The 21,048-nt window shown below is 41.7% G+C and carries 22 protein-coding genes and 1 riboswitch; of the genes, 5 read left to right on the forward strand and 17 right to left on the reverse strand.

What is annotated here, in order from left to right; all coding sequences use genetic code 11:
- Positions 1 to 7 precede the first annotated feature (7 nt).
- The 9 genes from spoIIIAE to P855_RS0108545 all read right to left on the reverse strand — a co-directional run bounded on the left by spoIIIAE (position 8) and on the right by P855_RS0108545 (position 6,438).
- A complete protein-coding gene (gene spoIIIAE / locus P855_RS0108505; protein WP_028783175.1) occupies positions 8 to 1,180 on the reverse strand; it encodes a stage III sporulation protein AE in 1,173 nt (390 codons plus the stop codon).
- Positions 1,181 to 1,206: 26 nt separating this feature from the next.
- Positions 1,207 to 1,596 (reverse strand): stage III sporulation protein AD, encoded by a 390-nt coding sequence (gene spoIIIAD, locus P855_RS0108510; RefSeq protein ID WP_028783176.1) that lies wholly within the window; start codon positions 1,594 to 1,596, stop codon positions 1,207 to 1,209.
- A 6-nt stretch (positions 1,597 to 1,602) separates the two neighbouring features.
- Entirely contained in the window at positions 1,603 to 1,809 is a 207-nt protein-coding gene (gene spoIIIAC / locus P855_RS0108515) for a stage III sporulation protein AC (protein ID WP_028783177.1), read from the reverse strand.
- A 17-nt stretch (positions 1,810 to 1,826) separates the two neighbouring features.
- Positions 1,827 to 2,339: a stage III sporulation protein SpoIIIAB gene (spoIIIAB, locus tag P855_RS0108520; RefSeq protein WP_028783178.1), complete on the reverse strand. Its 513-nt coding sequence runs from the start codon at positions 2,337 to 2,339 to the stop codon at positions 1,827 to 1,829.
- Positions 2,284 to 3,270, reverse strand: coding sequence for a stage III sporulation protein AA (spoIIIAA, locus tag P855_RS0108525; protein WP_235062622.1), 987 nt, complete (start codon positions 3,268 to 3,270; stop codon positions 2,284 to 2,286). The genes spoIIIAB and spoIIIAA overlap by 56 nt, the downstream gene beginning before the upstream one ends.
- 492 nt (positions 3,271 to 3,762) lie before the next feature.
- Positions 3,763 to 4,320: an elongation factor P gene (gene efp, locus P855_RS0108530; protein WP_028783180.1), complete on the reverse strand. Its 558-nt coding sequence runs from the start codon at positions 4,318 to 4,320 to the stop codon at positions 3,763 to 3,765.
- 30 nt (positions 4,321 to 4,350) lie between these two features.
- Positions 4,351 to 5,412: a M24 family metallopeptidase gene (locus P855_RS0108535; RefSeq protein ID WP_028783181.1), complete on the reverse strand. Its 1,062-nt coding sequence runs from the start codon at positions 5,410 to 5,412 to the stop codon at positions 4,351 to 4,353.
- Position 5,413: 1 nt separating this feature from the next.
- The gene (aroQ, locus tag P855_RS0108540; RefSeq protein ID WP_028783182.1) at positions 5,414 to 5,857 is read right to left on the reverse strand and encodes a type II 3-dehydroquinate dehydratase; all 444 of its coding nucleotides are present in this window, start codon (positions 5,855 to 5,857) and stop codon (positions 5,414 to 5,416) included.
- 71 nt (positions 5,858 to 5,928) lie between these two features.
- Positions 5,929 to 6,438 (reverse strand): YqhR family membrane protein, encoded by a 510-nt coding sequence (locus tag P855_RS0108545; protein WP_028783183.1) that lies wholly within the window; start codon positions 6,436 to 6,438, stop codon positions 5,929 to 5,931.
- A gap of 147 nt (positions 6,439 to 6,585) precedes the next feature.
- Here P855_RS0108545 and P855_RS0108550 point away from each other — a divergent pair, with 147 nt between their 5' ends.
- Together P855_RS0108550 and P855_RS0108555 are read left to right on the forward strand one after the other, a co-directional pair.
- Positions 6,586 to 7,539 (forward strand): DUF1385 domain-containing protein, encoded by a 954-nt coding sequence (locus P855_RS0108550; RefSeq protein WP_028783184.1) that lies wholly within the window; start codon positions 6,586 to 6,588, stop codon positions 7,537 to 7,539.
- A 34-nt stretch (positions 7,540 to 7,573) separates the two neighbouring features.
- Entirely contained in the window at positions 7,574 to 7,960 is a 387-nt protein-coding gene (locus P855_RS0108555; protein WP_028783185.1) for an SA1362 family protein, read from the forward strand.
- 17 nt (positions 7,961 to 7,977) lie between these two features.
- Here P855_RS0108555 and P855_RS0108560 read toward each other — a convergent pair whose 3' ends face one another.
- From P855_RS0108560 to P855_RS0108570, 3 genes are all read right to left on the reverse strand, one after another.
- On the reverse strand, positions 7,978 to 8,868 hold the full coding sequence (locus P855_RS0108560; protein ID WP_028783186.1) for a patatin-like phospholipase family protein: 891 nt from the start codon (positions 8,866 to 8,868) through the stop codon (positions 7,978 to 7,980).
- A gap of 113 nt (positions 8,869 to 8,981) precedes the next feature.
- Positions 8,982 to 9,410: a transcriptional regulator MntR gene (mntR, locus tag P855_RS0108565; protein WP_028783187.1), complete on the reverse strand. Its 429-nt coding sequence runs from the start codon at positions 9,408 to 9,410 to the stop codon at positions 8,982 to 8,984.
- A gap of 502 nt (positions 9,411 to 9,912) precedes the next feature.
- Positions 9,913 to 12,480, reverse strand: a complete 2,568-nt coding sequence (locus P855_RS0108570) for a vitamin B12-dependent ribonucleotide reductase (RefSeq protein ID WP_028783188.1) — start codon at positions 12,478 to 12,480, stop codon at positions 9,913 to 9,915.
- A 423-nt stretch (positions 12,481 to 12,903) separates the two neighbouring features.
- Here P855_RS0108570 and P855_RS0108575 point away from each other — a divergent pair, with 423 nt between their 5' ends.
- Positions 12,904 to 13,275 (forward strand): rhodanese-like domain-containing protein, encoded by a 372-nt coding sequence (locus tag P855_RS0108575; protein ID WP_028783189.1) that lies wholly within the window; start codon positions 12,904 to 12,906, stop codon positions 13,273 to 13,275.
- Between the two features lie 120 nt (positions 13,276 to 13,395).
- On the opposite strand, the gene gcvPB is transcribed toward P855_RS0108575, so the two are convergent.
- The 3 genes from gcvPB to gcvT are packed head-to-tail and all read right to left on the reverse strand — an operon-like array spanning position 13,396 to position 17,326.
- Entirely contained in the window at positions 13,396 to 14,856 is a 1,461-nt protein-coding gene (gcvPB, locus tag P855_RS0108580) for an aminomethyl-transferring glycine dehydrogenase subunit GcvPB (RefSeq protein ID WP_028783190.1), read from the reverse strand.
- Positions 14,849 to 16,198, reverse strand: a complete 1,350-nt coding sequence (gene gcvPA / locus P855_RS0108585; RefSeq protein WP_028783191.1) for an aminomethyl-transferring glycine dehydrogenase subunit GcvPA — start codon at positions 16,196 to 16,198, stop codon at positions 14,849 to 14,851. Before gcvPA ends, gcvPB begins: the two co-directional genes overlap by 8 nt.
- A 24-nt stretch (positions 16,199 to 16,222) precedes the next feature.
- Positions 16,223 to 17,326 (reverse strand): glycine cleavage system aminomethyltransferase GcvT, encoded by a 1,104-nt coding sequence (gcvT, locus tag P855_RS0108590; protein ID WP_028783192.1) that lies wholly within the window; start codon positions 17,324 to 17,326, stop codon positions 16,223 to 16,225.
- A 183-nt stretch (positions 17,327 to 17,509) separates the two neighbouring features.
- Positions 17,510 to 17,599: riboswitch (glycine riboswitch) on the reverse strand.
- 167 nt (positions 17,600 to 17,766) lie between these two features.
- Between gcvT and P855_RS0108595 the strand changes: the two genes are divergently transcribed.
- Together P855_RS0108595 and P855_RS0108600 are read left to right on the forward strand one after the other, a co-directional pair.
- Positions 17,767 to 19,410: a DEAD/DEAH box helicase gene (locus P855_RS0108595; protein WP_028783193.1), complete on the forward strand. Its 1,644-nt coding sequence runs from the start codon at positions 17,767 to 17,769 to the stop codon at positions 19,408 to 19,410.
- Entirely contained in the window at positions 19,407 to 20,213 is an 807-nt protein-coding gene (locus P855_RS0108600) for a YqhG family protein (protein ID WP_028783194.1), read from the forward strand. The genes P855_RS0108595 and P855_RS0108600 overlap by 4 nt, the downstream gene beginning before the upstream one ends.
- A 25-nt stretch (positions 20,214 to 20,238) precedes the next feature.
- Here P855_RS0108600 and P855_RS21775 read toward each other — a convergent pair whose 3' ends face one another.
- Both P855_RS21775 and P855_RS0108610 read right to left on the reverse strand, forming a co-directional pair.
- Positions 20,239 to 20,412 (reverse strand): YqzE family protein, encoded by a 174-nt coding sequence (locus P855_RS21775; RefSeq protein WP_084315646.1) that lies wholly within the window; start codon positions 20,410 to 20,412, stop codon positions 20,239 to 20,241.
- Positions 20,413 to 20,461: 49 nt separating this feature from the next.
- The gene (locus tag P855_RS0108610) at positions 20,462 to 20,953 is read right to left on the reverse strand and encodes a shikimate kinase (RefSeq protein WP_028783195.1); all 492 of its coding nucleotides are present in this window, start codon (positions 20,951 to 20,953) and stop codon (positions 20,462 to 20,464) included.
- Positions 20,954 to 21,048 lie beyond the last annotated feature (95 nt).

Genomic DNA, 21,048 nt, shown 5'->3' on the forward strand with positions numbered 1-21,048 from the left:
TCCCTCCTCAACGAACCATCATTGTCAAGTTGCTTGATGCTACTAAAATGGCAATTAACAGGAAGAACATAAAAGTAACTGTAAGCAGACAAGCGAAAATATACAGAATATGTTTACTGATGATAGAGATGCATGTTACGACCGGACCACTTCCGATTGGCTGCAGGACAGCTGCTGCAATTTTAAAGGTAAGTGCTATAGCCAATACTTTTAATGCAGGAAATAATGCCAGTCCAATTACAATGATTACTCCCGCCAAACCAATTGTATTTTTTAGTAATAATGAAGCCCCCAGGACTGTATCAGTAGCATCTGTAAATAGTCTTCCGATTACAGGAACAAAATTACCTGTGACAAAGCGCGCAGTTTTCATCGCCACTCCATCCTGGATTGCAGTGGCGGCACCTTGAACAGATATGACTCCCAGGAAAATTGTCAGGAAAGTACCTAACAAACCGAGCCCTACATTTCGCAACAGCTGAGCGAGTTGATCGACTTTATATTTGTCTGTCAATGAACTCGTCATCAACAATAGAGCGGATAAATAAAATAACGGAAGAATCACTTTGGCAATCAGTACACCACTGACCTGAATAAGGAAAATGATAATTGGATGAAAAAACGATAAAGACACCATATGACCAAAGGTAGCCATGATACCCAGTAATAAAGGAAGCAGGCCAATAATAAAGGCGCTCATGGCATCGATCGCATCGCTGGTATAGGAGACAGCTAAATGGAAGCTGTTCAGCGCCAGCATGATCAACACCAGATATACGATCATATAGGCGACCTTACTTACTGCTGTCTGCTCAAATGCACTTTGTAATGTTTGCAGCACTGTGATGAACAATGTTAAAAAAATCAAACTTCCCAACAGTTTGCCATTTGCAATCAATTCATGAAAAAAGTATTTGAGAAATCCTGTAAGCCAATCGGTTATCGTAACCTCTGAGGTCTGTTCGGCCATCTCTTTGATATTCATCTGCTTCAACTCAGGTAAATAACCACCATATTCACGAACGATCGAACTCCAGTATTCATTCAATTCACGAAAATCTATGTTTTCCATCAAAGGTTCAGGTCCTGTCGGATGACTCACTTCAGCGAAGCTTTGTTCTGCAGGGATTAACAAAAAGAATAAGATTAATAATAGCGAGACTAAGGAGGGCTTTATCATTTCTGCCCATCCCCCTTCTTTCATCATTATCCAGGAAAGAAACCTAAAATCGCTTCGATCAGTGCGGTGAGAATTGGTATCGATAGAAGAAGAATGAATACCTTACCTGCCAATTCGATTTTCGAAGCGATGGAAGATAACCCTGCATCTTTCGTTAAATGAGCACCAAATTCTGCAATATAAGCAATCCCTATAATTTTTAAAATCGTTTCTACATACATCCCATGAATGTTCGCTTTTCCTGCCATATAATCGATTAATAAGAAAATGTGGGAAATCTGCTGAATCAGAGTCAGAAAGATAATCAAGCCTGTAAAGATCGCAAGCATGAACGCTAGTGAGGATTTTTGTTCTTTCAATAACAAAATCAATATACTGGACACAATACTGATTGCGACGATTTGTAAGATATCCATACAAGACTATCCCTGGAATAAAAATACTGATTTGATTTGCTGAAATAGATCAGCAAGACCATTCAGAACAATGAAGAGTACAATGATAAACCCGACCAGGGTAACCACTTGTGCGATTTCTTCTTTTCCCATCTGCTTCAATATGCTATGAATCATTGCTACGATAATTCCAATACCTGCAATTTGAAATAATACAGTGGCATCTTGAATCACAGTCTTCGGCCTCCTCCTTAGATGAGTAACAACACGATAAGTAAACCAGTCAGGAATCCTAATCCTTTTACGGTTTTGTTATATTGATGATAAATGCTTAGAGCTTCTTCCAGTTCTCTATCTAAATGACTCAACGCCAATTGGACATGCTTCTTTTGGTGCAAGAGATCCTGTTGTCCAAGCGTTTGTCCAAATTGCTTCAATATCTCTTTTTCATTTTCCCCCAGGGAGGTATACCCCCAGTGACGTTCTAATTCTTTCTCCCATAGTTGACTGAAGTCTAACCCGGATGTGTTTTTTGCAGAAGCCAAGTCTCGAAAAAACCACGAAATCGGATCCTGCATCTGTTTAGACAGGTGTTTACATGCTTCTAAAAGTGGTGTCTGCCCAAATACCATTTCAGCTTCGAGCATCTGCAATGCATGCTTCCATTGCTTAATTTGTCTTGGGCGCTGTTTGAACTTACGAGCAACCTCAAATCCTACCCATGTTGTGGCGGCTAGTAGTAACAGGGCTCCGATCCACTTCATTCGCACTCCCTCCTGCAGTCACATCCATGATGTTTTCAATTTCATTCAAAATCACAGCTTTGCTTGCCGGTCTGTTGAATTCCTTACGCAAAATGATGAACCTTTTAAATACCCGTTGATCCAGAAGCTGTTTAATAGATGGACGTTTTCTCAATTCATCTAAATTGGTTCCATGAACCGTGCAATATAATGTCACGCCAGCATTAATCGCTTCCTGGATAGCATCCACATCCCTTTGATGTCCTATCTCATCAACCACCAGCACCTCCGGTGACATGGATCTGATCATCATCATCATGCCTTCAGATTTAGGACAGGCGTCCATGATGTCGGTACGTCTTCCTAAATCCAGCTGAGGTACACCATGAATACTTGCCCCGAGTTCAGACCTTTCATCAATAACAGCGACCTTTTTAGCTTCCACTCCCTTCCAGCCTGTACTGATGTGGTAAGTGATATCTCTCAGGAGTGTTGTTTTTCCTGTCTGTGGTGCTCCAATTATCAACGTATTACAGTAGTTTCCGTGATGAATAAGGCGCTCCATCAATGATCGGGCTGCTCCACGACTTTCCCTTGCCACCCTTATGTTGAAAGAAGAGATATAACGGATAGCTTGGACAGTTCCATTGGTGGTATTAACTTTGCCAGCCAATCCAATTCGGTGTCCTCCTTCTATGGTGATAAACCCTTCTCGCAATTCATCCTCAAGCCGGTACAAAGAAAATTGACTAACCTGATTAAGAATATGATTCTTTTCTGCCTCTGTAGGGATCAATCTCTCTAACCATTCATAGCGTTGATGGTAGACCAGTTCAACTGGTTGTCCAACACGAATTCGAATCTCCTGAACTGAACTCCAATCCACAGCTTTTCCAAGGACCGGCTGCATTATTTCAGGAAATAAACCTATGATTTCTCTCAATAAAACCACACCCCATCCACCAACTCTTTAATGTAAATGTATGCACTACAAAAATGTATATGACCAGCAAAAGCGGAAGCGAACGTTTAGCGGCGAAAGGACTGGACTGAACCGCAGGAGATAAAGAAGAAACAAAGAGCGGAGCGATTTGATTTCGCCTTATCGTACGGAGGTGAAGGAAGTGCACGAGTCGCTGTTCGCTGGAGCTGGACGATGCAAAAGCGGAAGCGAACGTTTAGCGACGAATGGACTGGACTGAACCGCAGGAGATAAAGAAGAAACAAAGAGCGGAGCGATTTGATTTCGCCTTATCGTACGGAGGTGAAGGAAGTGCACGAGTCGCTGTTCGCTGGAGCTGGACGATGCAAAAGCGGAAGCGAACGTTTAGCGACGAATGGACTGGACTGGTGCTTAAAAGACAATCTTTCAAAGCCCTGGTCCATAAAATGCAAAAAAGCACGCCACGATTCAATCGTGACGTGCTTTTTTATTTCAATTTAATTAACCCCGGGAAACATATTTTCCATCCGATGTATTAATGATTAGTGTATCTCCTTCATTGACGAAGAAAGGAACCTGAACAACCAAACCGGTTTCCACAGTAGCAGGTTTGGTTCCGCCACTTGCTGTATCACCTTTGACACCTGGTTCTGTTTCCGTAACTTTCAGCTCTACGTTGTTCGGTAATTCAACACCAATTACTTCTCCCTGATACGTCTGTATGCTGACTTCCATGTTTTCCTTCAGGAATTTCAATTCGTATTCAATTTGATTCGTCTGAAGTTCCAACTGTTCATACGTATTGTTGTCCATAAATGTATGAGCGTCTCCGGAGGAATATAAGTATTGCATTTTATTTGTTTCGATATGCGCCCTTTCTACTTTTTCCCCGCCACGGAATGTTTTCTCCTGGATATTACCATTTCTCAGATTTCGCAGTTTCGACCTTACAAAAGCTGCTCCTTTTCCAGGTTTAACATGCTGGAATTCTACTACTGACCAGATTTCTCCGTCTACTTCGATTGTTAATCCAGTCTTAAAGTCATTTACTGATATCATTTAAATTCTCTCCTTTTCCCAGGTTTACCGTTATAAAGTAATTAATTCTTTCGGTGATTTACTTAGTCGTTCATTACCTGTATCTGTGATCAATGCATCGTCTTCAATTCTGCACCCGCCAATTCCCGGGACATATATCCCAGGTTCTACGGTCACCACCATGCCGGCTTCTAATACTTTGTCGCTCCGATGGGAGAGACCTGGTCCCTCATGGACATCAAGTCCTATTCCATGTCCAGTAGAGTGACCGAAGTATTCTCCATATCCTTTTTCCTTGATATAATCACGCGTCAATGCATCAGCCTCTTTACCCGTAATTCCGGAAGCGAGGCCATCCATTCCCCGTAATTGAGCTTCTAATACTGTGTTGTATATCTCTTTTAGTTCATCACTTATTTCACCTACAGCAACAGTACGTGTTATATCGGAACAATATCCCTTATACAGGGCACCAAAATCCAAGGTTACAAGCTCTCCGGTCTGGATTTCTTTTTCCGATGCTACGCCATGTGGATAAGCCGAGCGTTCTCCTGATGCTACGATGATATCAAAACTTGAGGAAGCAGCCCCCTGTTTACGCATGAAGAATTCGAGTTCATTTGCCACGTCGATTTCTCTTACACCAGGTTTGATATAGGTCAGAATGTGTTCAAAAGCATCATCGGCAATTTTGACAGCATCCTTTAATATACTAATCTCTCCCTCTGTCTTTATCAACCTTAATTTCTCGACCAGGCCTGAAGTGGGCACTAATTCTGCCCCGAATTTCTGTTCATATTGACGATGGTTCCCATATGTAAGAAGATCTTGTTCAAAACCTACTGTTTTTACACCCAATTGATCTATTTGATCAGCGATTTCCTCAATCAAAGGTTTTTTATGTTCGACAACTTTATAACCTTTAGCCTGCTCCCTTGCTTGTTGAGTATAACGGAAATCGGTAATGAAGAGGGCGTCTGTCGCAGTAATCAAAACAGCTCCGGCACTGCCAGTGAAACCAGTGAGATACCGACGGTTCTTGTCACTCGTTACCAGCAGTGCATCTATATCCAGATCCTGTATGCTTTGTCTGATTCCCCGAATTTTATCCATATTATCTTCTCCCTTCAAAACTTTCTAAGAGTGCTAATGCAGCCAGTCGGTAACCGGACAACCCTAATCCCACTACCTGTCCTTTACAGACTGATGCAAGCATGGAATGATGCCGGAAAGATTCCCTCTGATGAACATTGGAGATATGCACCTCTATTACTGGAATGTCGATCGCACTGATGGCGTCTCTTAGGGCAATACTTGTATGGGTATAAGCGGCCGGGTTAAATATGATCCCATCATACTTCCCTTCAGCTTGTTGGATGGCATCCACTAAATCACCTTCATGATTGGATTGGTAAGACTCAGCCTCAGCCCCATGTTCTTCAGCGGCCGTTTTCACAAGCTCCACAGCATCTTTCAGGGAACCTTTCCCGTAAATACCCGGCTCCCGTTTTCCTAGTAAATTTAAATTGGGTCCGTTCAAAACCAGTAAGCGCGTCATCACGATCTCTCCATTACCTCATAGAATATTCACACAACTCAATCTTATCATAATCATTGGGCTTTTAATAATCATTTCCCTGAGGAATTATCACTGGAAGGCTGATTCAAGTCATGATACTCATATGAAATAGAGTACCCGACAAACGTTCCATATAAAACGAATAAACAAATCGTAGTTACAATCGTATCACTTGTCAGATCCGGAAGAGCTGGAACCGCTGTAAATATCGGGTTCAGCAAATAAAACAGTACTCCCCAAATTGCCAATCCATAAAGTATGCCAGGCATGAGCCCATTTGTTTTTTTTAGCACTAAATAATAGACAAGAGCACCTAAAATAGAAACCATACTTACACCTGTCACCCCTAGTACTTCCCCAAGAAAAGCACTTGACCAGCTTGTTTGCCAGAATGAGCGAATGACAAAGGATGCAGGGGAAACCTCCGTAAAACTGAAATAATAAGAAATGGCTCCGAATATACTCCATATCATCCCGCCAACAAATCCCGTCAACAGTGACTTATTTACAATACTCGCTGGTTTTTCCCTTTGATTTTGTTCTAATTTTTTATCTTCCATATCCCAACACCTCCTTCCTGTAGTTTTTCCCTTAAAACGGAAAAAAATCCGAATCCGCTCAGTTATGATTAAAAGGGGCTAGTGATACCCTGTTATTTGCTGTAAAATATAAGTAAGAGGAAAATTCAACATGAGGCTGGTGTATCTATGTCAGAAAAAAACTCAATAGCATACGGTGGGCAAGCGGTGGTAGAAGGAGTCATGTTCGCCGGAAAGAAAAGCTATGTTACTGCTATACGTAGAAAAGATAAAAGTATTGAATATTTTGAGCTGGAACGGACAGAATCTAAAATAGCGAATCGTCTAAAAAAGATCCCTTTTTTACGAGGTCTCGTTTCTCTTATTCAAGCAAGCGCAAATGGAACCAAACACTTGAATTTTTCCAGTGAGCGTTATGATGTCCACCCTGATGATGATGATCAACTTGAAAAGGAAGAGGAAACTTCTAAACTGGCTATGATTTTAGGTGTAGGCGCGTTGGGTGTTTTATCTTTTTTCTTCGGAAAACTGATTTTCACAGTCACCCCTGCATTTGTCGCCAATTTCTTTGAACCTGTAATTTCAGGCCGGTTCGGGCAAGTAGCACTTGAAAGCTTTTTTAAACTTATTTTATTGTTGGCCTATATTTACTTTATCTCCATGACACCAATTATTAAAAGAGTTTTTCAGTATCATGGAGCTGAACATAAAGTGATCAACGCTTACGAAAATGGGGCGCCGTTAACTGTCGAAGGAGTACAGGAGCAATCGCGCCTTCATTATCGTTGCGGGTCCAGTTTCATTCTTTTTACGGTCATCGTCGGAATGTTCGTCTATATGTTTGTAGCTACCGATCCATTATGGTGGAGAATTGTAAATCGGATATTTTTGATTCCCGTAGTAATCGGTCTATCCTTTGAAGTACTTCAATTGACGAATAAAGTTAGAAATGTTCCTGTATTACGTCTTTTAGGGTACCCTGGGCTATGGCTGCAACTGCTGACGACAAAGGAACCAAAAGACGATCAAGTGGAAGTTGCCATACATTCTTTTAAAAAAGTGCTTGAAAATGATGAAAATGACCGAAAAAGTGGTATACAGAATAGTAGGGTGATCTCTTAGCGATTTGAAAATGGAAGGGAGGCACATGAAAATCATGCCACGCAGTCGTATGATGCCTGTCATTTATATTTTGATTGGGCTAGCTGTTGTCGGACTCGTTATGAAACTGGCTACCGATGCCATGGGACTTTTGACAAACCTTTTGATTATGGTTGGAATAGCAGCAGTTCTTTACTTCGTTCTTAATCATTTCCTGATGAAACGGAGAGGTGGTTCATCGGATGAAATGAAAAAATACAAGCAAGCTGTTAAACAGTCTAAAAGGAAATATAAAGGAGATGCCACAAGCAGCAAACCGAATGTAAAATCTACATTCACCCCTTCTCCTGTCATGAATAAAAAGAAACGAAAAACAAGTGCTGCTCACCTTCGTGTAATAGAAGGAGCTAAAAACAAGAAAAAAAATCGAGCCTCATCTTAATGATGAGGTTCGATTTTTTATTTTCTCCATTTTCCTATGAACATTTCAGCATGCTCCCTTCCAAGCTGGATCAACTCATCTTTTTGCGTATCGTTCAAATGAAAATCCGTTGTATCTATGGTAGTTACTGGAATAAACAGTATGTCTGCACTCTTGGACTTGGAAATATACCGGGCATCATGCGCTTGTTTCATTGTAGAGAATAATGCGTGGAACATTTCTATGGAGTTATTTATTTTTCTTTCCGGTAATTGACTCGGAGGATTACTCAGCTTCATCCCCAGGATGGGTCTTATCCTTTTTCCATCACGAGTTTCTAAAGACCAGATAGGGAAATTGCTCAGCAAACCACCATCAACAATCAATGATTTGACGCTTGATTTACCAGCTAATTTAACAGGAGTAAAATAATAGGGAAGTCCGGCACTCATTCGCACTGCTTTTGCGACAGGAAACTGGTAAGGGTCTATATTATAAAATGTTTCTAAATCATCAGGAATTACCAGGATTCTTCCTAACGTCAAATCAGAACATATAATTTTCAGCCTTCCTTCTGGCAGGTCACGAAAAGTATACACCCCTTTAGCGGCTAAACGATCATACAGCCAACGTTCAAGCCGATCCCCTTTGTATAATCCCATCCTGAAATATAAAAGCAGCCACTTGGTAAAAGGAATCAGCCTGTCGATCAAAGGAGGGTCTACAAAAGTTTCAAAATCCAGCTCCCTCAGAACGGTTTCCAATTCATCGACGCGATATCCGGCTGCTAAAAGACTGGCAGTTATTGCACCTGCTGAAGTGCCGGCCATCCGCTGAAATACATAGCCTCTTTTTTCTACCACCTGTAGTGCACCTACAAAAGCAAGAGCTTTGACTCCCCCGCCTGAAAAAACACCATCAATTTTCATAGGTCCCCCCCTTAGAGGCTGTTTGTTTCATGTATAAGGGGAAACAAGCTCGTATAGAACCGAAAACTCCCGAAAAAAAAACGCACCTCGTCGGCACGCCTTCTAGATATAGTTTATGATGTTTCTCTTTCATTATTCTCCTGGACTTGACGAAGTCCTCTTATCCTGGACTCATCTTCTTCAAAAAATTGCACCAGATCACCGATACGATCAATAGAATTCCAACTTAAATGATGTTCGATTCCTTCTACATCTTCATAGATGTTTTCATTATCCACACCAATAATCTCCAAAAATTGTTCTAATAATTCATGACGGTAGACCAGTCGTTTTCCTATTTTTTTACCCTTAGCAGTCAGTACCAGGCCACGGTACTTTTCATAATTCAAATATTGATCGCGGTCCAACTTCTGTACCATTTTGGTTACAGAAGAAGGATGAACGCTTAAAGCTTCAGCGATATCCGATACGCGGGCATAACCCTTTTCTTCTATCAACATATATATTTGTTCAATATAGTCCTCCATACTCGGTGTCGGCATGTTAATCCTCCAATACTGCCTTCTAGTTTACTTCTATGTATAGTAAAAATCATACACTAGTTTATAATACGTGACAAGAAAGACCCTTGACGTGCACATCGTATAAAAAAACCCTGCAGAATCCTGAGGCCGCTGAAGAACTGAATATCTTTGAAAATTAGAATTTAAAAAAGCGTTCTGTATGGAAATTAAATTCCACACAGAACGCTTTTTGTTTACAAGAAAAAAAGTAACTTTCTTGTAGAAATCTAAGAAAATCACCCTTTTTCGTTTACCCTCTGTTGATTCCACGATGAGCGTTCGGTGGTGACGCCTGCGGGAACAGCGCGAGCCGAAGATCCACTTGGTCAAGTGATCTTCTTGACCAAGTTAGCTGAGGCCGTGCCCGCGGCAAGCATCCACCGACAAGCGATTCGTGAGAATCAACAACAAACGTTGCCAGTCCCTTTAGGTAATAAAGGACTTTTTCAGTGGCCTCCAGAATCCTGCAAGGTTTTTTATTCTACAATCCACATTTCAACTGAGCATTACAGTTCGTACAGGTATTACAGCCTCCGATATCTTCAACTTTACCCTTTCGACAGACTGGGCAGGTATTACCGACTTCTGAACCGATGGTTACATCGGTCTTCGTCAATTCTTGAACCGTATCCATCAATACAACCCGAGGCTTCTTATCTTCTTCAAATTCAAACTCTGTCTGTTCACCTTCAAAGTCATTTTCTTCTGCTTTCAAGGTTAATACTTGAGAGTCACGGCTGCCATCTACATAAACTGTTCCGCCCTTGGCACCGCCTCTGTATAGTCGCTGATATACACTTTCCACTTGTTCTACCGAATACCCTTTAGGAGCATTCACTGTTTTGGAAATCGAACTGTCGACCCAACGCTGTATCACACATTGTGTATCTGCATGGGCTTCCGGGGACAGAGTCATGGCGGTGACGAACCAATCAGGCAGGTTGTCAGGATCCTGTGCAGGATGGGCATCCAGATATTCCTGGACAATATCCGCTTTGACCTCAATGAACTTTCCTAATCGCCCGCTTCTGAAATAAGAGAACGAGAAGTATGGCTCAAGCCCTGTAGATACTCCGACCATAGTGCCTGTACTACCAGTAGGTGCCACTGTGAGCAGGTGTGAATTGCGTATGCCGTGTTCCAGGATAGCTTCCTTGATATCTTCCGGCATTTGCTTCATGTAACCTGTCTCGACAAAGCGTTGACGAAGTTCTTTAGTTTCCTGCTCGGTTTCCCCGACTAAATATGGGAAGCTCCCTTTTTCCTTCGCCAGTTCGACTGAAGCACGGTAAGCTGTTGTCGCTATTGTTTCAAATATCTCACCGACAAGTTTATTACCCTCGCTGGAACCATATTCTGTTTCACAGTAGATCAACAGGTCATGAAGCCCCATGACACCCAGACCTACCCGACGTTCCCCAAGTGCTTGTTTACGATTTTCTTCAAGGAAATATGGGGTGGCATCAATGACGTTATCCTGCATACGGACTCCAGTTTCCACGGTTTTTTTCAACTTATCATAATCGACTTTTTTATTATCCTTATCTGCCATAGCAGCAAGATTCACCGCTGCTAAGTTACAGACAGAGTATGGGGCGAGAGGCTGTTCTCCACATGGGTTTGTTGCAACTACCTTTTGACCATAAGCTGTAGCATTGGTTTTTTCATTAGCATTATCTATAAAAAAGATTCCTGGTTCAGCTGAGTAAGTAGCACAAATATTAATAAGATTCCATAGCTCTTTCGCTTTTATTTTTCGATAAGTACGAACAGCATAGCCTCTTTCCTGCCACTCTCGCACATCTCCTGCTTTATGCCATTCTTCGTTATACTCGGCCATTTCCTGCTTCGTATAATTTTCTACATCAGGAAAACGCAGATGGTAATATTGATCATTTTCGACCGCATCCATAAATTCTTTCGTGATGCAGACAGAAATATTAGCACCTGTCAGGAAGTCCGGGTTATGAACTGTATATGTTCCTCCAGTCAATAGCTTTTCTTCCGCTTCTCTGATCGCTTGTTCCGTGAAACCGCCATAGCCTGGCATATTTTTATAGTTTACAACACTTTGATACATATCCCGTTCCGTTTCTGTCAACGGTGTGAATTTCAATTTTTCCTGGGCTAACGTTTTGATTTGCTCATCTTCCGTATTCTCAATCAAAAAGCGAAGGATTCTTGGGTTCTGCATTTTGGAAATGATGAACTCCAATACATCGGGGTGCCAATCGGATAGCATGATCATTTGTGCTCCCCGTCTTGATCCGCCTTGCTCAACGAGATGGGTCAGTTTGGCAATATCATCCAACCATGATACAGAACCTGATGATTTGCCATTCACCCCTCGTGCTAATGCGTTGCGCGGCCTTAGTGTCGAACCATTGGTTCCAACACCTCCACCCCGGGACATGATTTCCATCACCTGTTTACGGTGGTCTGAGATACCTTCTCGGGAATCCTGTACAAACGGCATAACATAGCAGTTAAAGTAAGTAACATCTGTATTGGCACCAGCACCATACAAAACACGCCCTGCCGGTACGAAGTTCAACTCGGAAAGCTCTTTGTAAAACTCTGTATACCAGGCTTGTTTCTTTTCAGGAACAGTTTCTACCTCCGCTAACCCTGTAGCATTTCGCATGGCAATCTGTTCATAGAAAATCTCTAATGGTTTGTCGATGGTATCAAGATTACGGGTGACTATCCCTGTTTCCTGCTCCTTATCGTTATCCAGGACATGGACGAACTCCTGCTCGACTTTGACTTTGGCTTTCTTCGCTTCCCAATCGATAGAATCAATAAAACCTAACCCCCGTGCTGGAAAGTTAGGATCTTCTTTGACAGTCAGTACCACAAAGTCTCCTTCACCTAATGTAAGTCTTTCGGTATCCTTGAATGCATAGCGATCAAGCATAACAAGACGAGAAACACCTTTATGGGTTATTTTCATGTTCGGCTCTATTTCGTGAACCTGTGGAAATTGTCGAATATCTTTATTCAACCGCTCCACATCGATATTTGTATGAGATTCGGCAGTTGTTGGCATCAGTGAACCTCTCCTTCACTATTTATTTTATTTAGGATTGGTGGTATTCTTCTTGTTGTTGGTATTTTTTAATTTCTACAAGTAACATACCACATCGAGAGATTCTTAATCAATATATTGTGTTCTTTTTTTATAAAAGCACCAGATATTGTGTTTAGAACGAGAAAAACTGTAATTGTCAATCATAAAAAAGGTTGAAAATAATAGGGAAATAGAGATAACAATAGTAATTGCCTGTTTATATCTCTCAGATAAACTTTTTTATCGTTTGCAAATAACAGCGACTTTCTCAACGGTGACAAAAAAGTGTCTACATATCATAAACAGTTAGTGTAAGAGTTATTTTCAGCAAAAACTCTTTGAAAATTTGACCAATCATCCATATAATAGATAAAGGAATAGACAAATGGGGGTATATGTAAGATGGAATTATTGATTATAACGATTATTGTTCTGCTTGGGTTCTGGTTATATAGATTTTTTAAGACCCGTAAAATTCTTACTACATTGACAGAAGAAGAGTTCAGACAAGGATATCGGAAAGCCCAGCTGATTGATGTAAGGGAGCCGAAGGAATTCAAAGGGGGCCATATCCTTGGGGCAAGAAATATACCATTGTCTCAGTTGAACCACCGGCTTGTTGAAGTTAGAAAAGACCAGCCGGTATACCTTTATTGCCAAAGCGGCGCACGTTCAGCTCGTGCAGCAGCTTTGCTTCATAAGAAAGGATACAGGGATTTGAATCAGCTTAAAGGCGGATTTAAACACTGGGGCGGAAAAATTAAACAAGGGTAAGAACAAAAGCCCATGCGCTGGATGTGTGTAGCCCACCACTTAAAATTATTCAAACAGAGGATACTCTATAAATTCCCAGAACATAAAAAAGCATCCGATAAAGGATGCTTTTTTATGTTTTCAGTCTTTGAAATAGCGCAGAACTGGTTTTCTGGCTGCCGTGGTTTCATCCATTCGGCTGACCACTGTCGTATGTGGGGCTTCCTGAACGATTTCCGGATTCTCTTTCGCTTCATTGGAAATTTGAATCATTGCATCAATAAATGCATCCAGGGTTTCCTTGGATTCTGTTTCTGTCGGCTCCACCATCAAGGCTTCCTCTACATTCAATGGGAAGTAAATAGTCGGCGGATGGTAGCCGAAGTCCAGGAGTCGTTTCGCAATATCCAGTGTTCTTACTCCTAATTTCTTCTGGCGTTTGCCTGATAATACAAATTCATGTTTACAATGCTGCGTAAAAGGCAGGTCATATTCTTTTTCCAATCGCCTCATCATATAGTTAGCGTTCAATACAGCATGCTCACTAACTTTTTTCAGTCCTTCTGCTCCCATCGTCCGAATATACGTATAAGCACGAACATTAATACCAAAGTTTCCATAATAGGGCTTCACTCTGCCAATGCTCTTAGGACGGTCATAATCAAATACAAATTGATCCTCTTTTTTCGTTAACACCGGCTTCGGAAGGTAAGCGGCAAATTCTTCTGTTACACCTACAGGACCAGAACCGGGGCCTCCACCTCCATGGGGGCCAGTAAAAGTTTTATGAAGATTCAAGTGAACAACGTCAAAACCCATATCTCCCGGACGAGCATAACCCAGAATAGCATTCAGGTTGGCTCCATCATAATAAAGCTTCCCACCTGCCTCGTGGATGATTGCTGCCATTTCCAATATATGTTCTTCAAACAACCCCAAGGTATTAGGATTCGTCAGCATCAAAGCGGCTGTATCATCGCCAACAACACGCTTTAAGTCTTCTAAATCAACCAATCCTCGATCATCAGATTTGACCGTAACAGCATCAAACCCTGCCACCGTAGCTGATGCCGGATTCGTTCCATGGGCAGAATCCGGGACAATGACTTTCGTACGTCCATAATCGCCATTCGCTTCGTGGTAAGCGCGGATCATCATGAGTCCTGTCCATTCGCCGTGCGCTCCAGCTGCCGGCTGTAAAGTCACTGTATGCATACCTGTGATTTCAGCCAGGGTTGTTTGTAGATCATACATCAATTCCAATGCTCCCTGCACCGTTTCCACCGGCTGATGAGGGTGAATATGACTGAAACCAGTCAGCCTGGCTACATCTTCATTCATTTTAGGATTGTATTTCATTGTACAAGACCCAAGCGGGTAAAACCCTGAATCGACGCCATGATTACGTGCAGACAGTGCTGTATAGTGACGCATAATTTGCAATTCACTCACTTCTGGCAGGTCTGCTTCGTTTTTGCGGATATAACGCTCATCAAGCATTTCTGTCAAGTCCACCTCCGGAACATCCATCTCCGGAAGGCTGAAGCCTGTGCGACTCTCCTGGCTATGTTCGAATATTAATGGAAAATCCTGATTACTCATGTAAATCCCCCAATTCTTGCGCGAATTTGTCGATTTCTTCTTTTGAACGTACCTCTGTTACAGCGATCAGCATATGCCCTGAGAGCTCTTCATAATCGGTGCTTAAATCATAACCACCGATGAACCCTTTCTTTAGCAGCTTTTCGTTAGCTTTCTGGATATCTGTACCCAGATTAACGACAAGTTCATTGAAAAATGGTCCGTTATAAGTAACGGAAAGCCCGTTAGCTTCAATAGCTTTCTGCATATAAGCTGTCTTTTGAATGTTGGTCCAAGCCATTTTTTTGACTCCCTGCTTCCCTAATGAAGACATAGCAACCGATGAAGCAAGTGCGTTCAGAGCCTGGTTCGAACAAATATTAGAAGTAGCTTTATCACGTCTTATATGTTGTTCCCTCGCCTGCAAGGTTAATACAAAACCTCTTCTGCCCTGCTCATCTTTCGTCTGGCCGACCAGGCGTCCTGGAACTTTCCTCATCAGCTTCTTAGTCGTTGCAAAATACCCACAATGCGGCCCTCCAAATTGTGCAGGAATACCGAACACCTGGGCATCTCCTACGACAATATCCGCCCCAAATTCGCCAGGCGGAGTCAGATAACCCAAGGCCAAAGGATTACTGGAGACAATCATCATGGCTTTTTTCTGTGTATCAACCAATTCTCTCACTTCTGCTAATGGTTCAATTTGACCGAAGAAATTAGGATATTGAACCACTACCCCGGCTGTGTTTTCATCCAGCTCTGAGGCTAGGGCATCCAAGTCAGTGACCCCATCTTTATGATCAATTTCAACAATTTCCACTCCAGGTCCATTCGCATAGGACTGGATTACTGCACGGGATTCCGGATTCACGGCACGGGACACAATAACTTTTTTCTTCTTCGTAGAACCTGCACTGAGGTTAACAGCTTCTGCCAGCGCTGTTCCCCCGTCATACATGGAAGAGTTGGCCACATCCATACCAGTCAATTCACAGATCATGGTTTGGAATTCAAAAATCGCCTGCAGTTCCCCCTGGGAAATCTCCGGCTGATACGGCGTATATGCTGTATAAAATTCAGACCTGGAAATAACATGGTCTACGATTGAAGGGATGTAATGGTCATAGACACCTGCGCCAAGAAAGGAGGTATGCGATTTCAAGTTGACGTTGGTCTCTGCCAATCTTGTCAGTTCCTTTGTCAATGCAAACTCATTAGCCGGCGGCTTAATGTCCAGTTCTCCTTTGAACCTTACTTTTTCAGGAATATCCTTGAACAGCTCTTCGGAATCTTTAACTCCAATCGTATCTAACATTTCCTGCTTGTCTCTTTCCGTCATTGGTAAATAACGAAATTCCATCATAAATCCCCCTGCCTGTTTGAATTAACCACGCTTATAAAAAGGTGTGTGGATTACTTCTGCTTTCAACTTCCGCTTACGTACCTGCACTTCAACTTCCGTACCAATTTCAGTATAATCAATATTCAATAATGCTAAGCCGACATTTTTTCCGAGTGTTGGAGATTGAGTGCCAGTTGTTACAAATCCGATTTCATTATCTCCTGAGAAGACTTGATATCCGGTTCTTGGAATTCCCTTTTCCAGCATCTCAATCCCTACAAGCTTCCGTTCCAGCCCATTTTCTTTCTGATTTAAAAGTGCTTCTTTTCCGATGAAATCTGCATCTTTTTTCAGTTTAACCGCAAAAGACAGTCCCGCCTCAAGAGGAGAAATCTCCGGGGATAACTCTTGTCCATATAAAGCCAGGTTAGCTTCAAAACGAAGGGTATCTCTTGCCCCTAAACCAATCGGCTGCACTCCTTCTGCTTCTCCTGCTTCAATGATTTTCTGCCATAGTACAGGGCCCGATGCCTTCGGAAGATAAATTTCAAAACCATCTTCCCCTGTGTAACCAGTCCGGGAAACAATTGCGTCATCCGATGCACCTTCAAAAGAAACCGGATATTCAAAGCGGAAGAATTTTATGCCTGATAAATCTGTATCGGTAAGTGTTTCTAAAACAGCCTCAGCCTTCGGGCCTTGAAGAGCAAGTTGTACATACGCATCAGATTCATTACGTAAAGACACACCATCAATCAAGTGATCTTCCAACCATTGATAATCTTTGTCTACATTAGCAGCATTCACGACAAGGAGGTATTTATCCTGCTCCAGTTGATAAACGATCAAGTCATCGACCGTTCCGCCATTTTCATAACACATTATTGTATACTGTGCTTTTTTAGGTTCCAATTTAGAAACATCATTGGTAAGCATTCGTTGCAAAAATTGTTCGCTATTCGTACCTTCTACAAAGATTTCTCCCATATGGGATACATCAAATAATCCAGCTTTAGTTCGGGTTGCTTCATGTTCATCTTTGATTCCAGAAAATTGGACAGGCAAGTCCCATCCGCCAAAATCAATCGTTTTTGCGCCGTGCTTTTCATATTCCGGAAACAACGGCGTCCTTTTTAGCTCAGCCATGCGAACACTCCTCTACTAATATTTTTCTCATAAAAAAACAGACAGATATCCCACTGCTATGTTGAGGGATACTCTGTCCATTCACCAGAAAGTTTCACCTAAAATTGAAAACGCATTCAAAGCATCATGTATTTAAGGTTTGCTTCTTGGGTGGTCCACGGAAGTGAACACTCTCCAGAGGTGCGTCACACAAGGGTCTTTTTGCCTGAGAGATTCACATATCAATGTTTGCTCCTTCGGCGCTACTGACGTAGTCTCTCCCCCTGTAGTCATTCGCGGTAGTATTTATTTTTCAATTGGGCATACTAACCAATAAAAGCGGTGAAAAATCTGTCATTTTCTCACAACCAATTATATCACATGCTCAGGTATGTTTTAAAAAGTTATTTTATCCCGGCTTAAATTCGTAAGACGCACGGGGAAAGGAAGGCTTCAACAGAATGGATATATTACTAGATGAAAATTATGGAGAAGAATTGCTGCAACAGACCGTAAATCCTGATGCAATCAGCAGCTGGAATCAATTCAAACTTGCTTACCAGGCAGCTAAAGCTTCTTCTGTACCTGCCTTTGAGGGGCTGGTCGCACTGAATCATCTGCCCCATATCGATTTTCTTCCCCATCAAAAAGAAGCAGCGGAAGAAATCATTCACCAAATGCAAGGAAGAGCTATCCTTGCTGATGAAGTGGGGTTAGGTAAGACAATAGAAGCTGGATTGGTGCTGAAAGAATATTTGATTCGCGGCATGGTGAACAAGGTCTTGATTCTGACCCCCGCTTCCCTGGTCAATCAATGGGTGATCGAATTACATGAGAAGTTTTTCATCCAGGCTTATGCCCCAAAGAAAAATCCCGCCTGGAAAGAAGCAGATATTATGGTGACTTCCATTGATATGGCAAAAAAAGAACCACACCAAAGTGAAATATTATCTATTCCTTACGACCTGATCATCATTGATGAGGCTCATAAATTAAAAAATCCTGCGACGAAAAACTATCAATTCGTAAAAGCATTACAAAAGAAATATTGTCTATTATTGACTGCTACACCGATTCAGAACCGAATCACCGATATATTCAACTTAGTATCCATTTTAAAACCAGGCTATCTGGGAGACTTGACGAGCTTTAAAAAAGAATATGGTAAGAAAACAGGAAATATTGATAGCAACCTGAACCTCAAAAAGCTGATCAGCAAAGTCATGATCCGCAATCGGAGACAGGACACAGGGCTTGCTGATACAAAGCGCATGGTAACAACAGAGTGGATCGAATTCTCAGAAGAGGAGCAGAAGGTTTACCAAATGCTCGAATCCATTAAAGGGACACATCCTTCTTTCACTTATTTAACCCTGGCAAAAGAGTTGTGTTCTTCACGGGAGGCATGCTATTTATCAAGCAAGCAGATGTATGACAAACTTGGGGACCCTGAAGCAACCGGACCTTTGCATGACTTGATTTCTGGAGTGGAACAGCTGCCCCAACATGCTAAAGCAAAACGGATGGTGGAACTGATCCAGCAAACAGATGAAAAGTTCATCGTATTCACTGAATACCGGGCAAGCCAATATTATCTCCAATGGTACTTACAGCAGCACGGTATATCATCTGTACCATTCCGTGGCGGTTTTAAACGTGGCAAAAAGGACTGGATGAAACAATTGTTCCGGGACCATGCACAAGTAATGATAGCGACAGAAGCAGCTGGTGAAGGTATCAACCTGCAATTTTGCCGAAATATGATCAATTATGATCTCCCTTGGAACCCAATGCGTCTGGAACAACGTATTGGGCGGATCCACCGCTTCGGGCAGGATAAAAATGTTCAGATTTACAACTTTGCTATTAAAGACACAATCGAAGAGCATATCCTGAACTTGTTATACGATAAAATCAAACTATTTGAAAATGCAATTGGGGAACTTGATCACATTTTAGAAGAATTGGATATCAGAGATTTAGGAAAGGAAATTGAATCCATCTATTCCGAATCTTCCAGTTATGGAGAAGCAAAAATTAAACTTAACAATCTTGCTTCTGTTATTTCATCCCATTCCGAACCATACCGGAGGTCATCATCATGAAAGAAGCAGCCGCTCATGAACAGTTTATCAGAAGTTTCTTCTACGAATATGAATGTCCGATCGTTTCGGATGAAAATGGTCGCCTTGTCGTTCAATTGACCGACAAGATGGATGAGGCACTAATGAACAGGCCTTTCTACTGGCATTACATCAAGAAAATGGGCAGACAGGGTGATCCGATGTCACTTACACTGATTACCAACCCTGAATTGACAGAGGAAAAAGGTGAATATATTCATTCCGGTTCTCCTCGCTTACGTCAATTGTACCGTTACCTGTTAGAAAATTGCCGGTATACCAAACTCTATGAAGCCGTCCAGCGTTTCAATCAGCAAAGTCCTCTGGTTCCCTGGTTAATCGTTAATATCCGTGTCAGTTATTACGGTAAACAAAAAAAGGATGAAATATTATCAATCGGGCTCAACTTGATTCATGGTACGATGGTTTCTCCCATTATGGAAAAGTTGGAAAAGTACCAGCTTGAAACTACAATATCAGACTACACTTTTCCCATGACACCTTTAATTCGTATCCCCAGTGGCTACCAGCGTATACTTAGTTTCATTCACGATCATATCGAAAGCACTGATCGTACCTGGGCAAATAAGGCCCTGGAAACCTTAGAAGAAGAGGAACAACTGCTTCATGCTTTTTTCCAGAAAGATGATGATGAAGAGAGAGAGTTCATGGAAAAAGAGCTTGAAGGCTTAAAGGGACGCTTCACGCCCAGAGTCACTGTAGATGTGTTAAATGGCGGATTATTTTATCTTACCCAGGAAACAACTAACGAATTAATCAAATAAGGTTGTCTCCGCTTGGGAGACAACCTTATTTATTACGGTTGAAAAGCATTTTCATCGCTGTCGGTAAAATACCAAACCATTTATTTTGCTGTGGTTGCTTGATTTTTTGCTTTTTACGTTTATGCTTTTCCTCTTTCGATAAATTCATATAACGGACAAATTCTTCCGTGACATACTTGACGTAATCATTACCGGACATAACAATCACCCTTATTTGGATTTATTATCTTTAGTATGACCGGATCTGATTAACTCAATACGTCCAGGATCTCCCTGGCTATAAATTCAGGACTCTTCCCTTCTACTTCGATAATATAATCAGCAGCTTGTACGTACACTGGTCGGCGCTCTTTTAAAAGTTGAAGCTTCTCCTCTTCTTTCCCTTTCCATAATGGACGGTTTCCATCCTGAGATAATCTTTTGTTGATGGTATCAAAGCTGGCATCAAGGAAAATGACTGTGCCACGACGCATCAACTCCCGATTAACCGGATTCATCGGAACTCCTCCACCGGTAGAAACAATCGCATTATCCGCTGGAAATTCCTGGAGCAATGCAGTTTCCAGCTTTCGAAAATAGGCTTCCCCATCATCGGCAAATATTTCTTTAATCTTTTTACCTTCGCTTTCTTCAATCAGCTCATCCATTTCCAAGAGAGTTAGTGATTCATTCTGACAAAGAATTTCTGCAACTGTTGTTTTACCGCTTCCCATAAAACCGATCAAGTAAATAGTCTTCATGCTTCCCCCTCCTATTAAAAAATATTTTGAAATCCATGCAGGATTATTGGAACATTTGTCGAATTATGTAATTTAAACAAAAAAGCGAGGTGATA

This window comes from Thalassobacillus devorans MSP14, from assembly GCF_000496835.1.
Classification (GTDB): domain Bacteria; phylum Bacillota; class Bacilli; order Bacillales; family Halobacillaceae; genus Thalassobacillus; species Thalassobacillus devorans_B.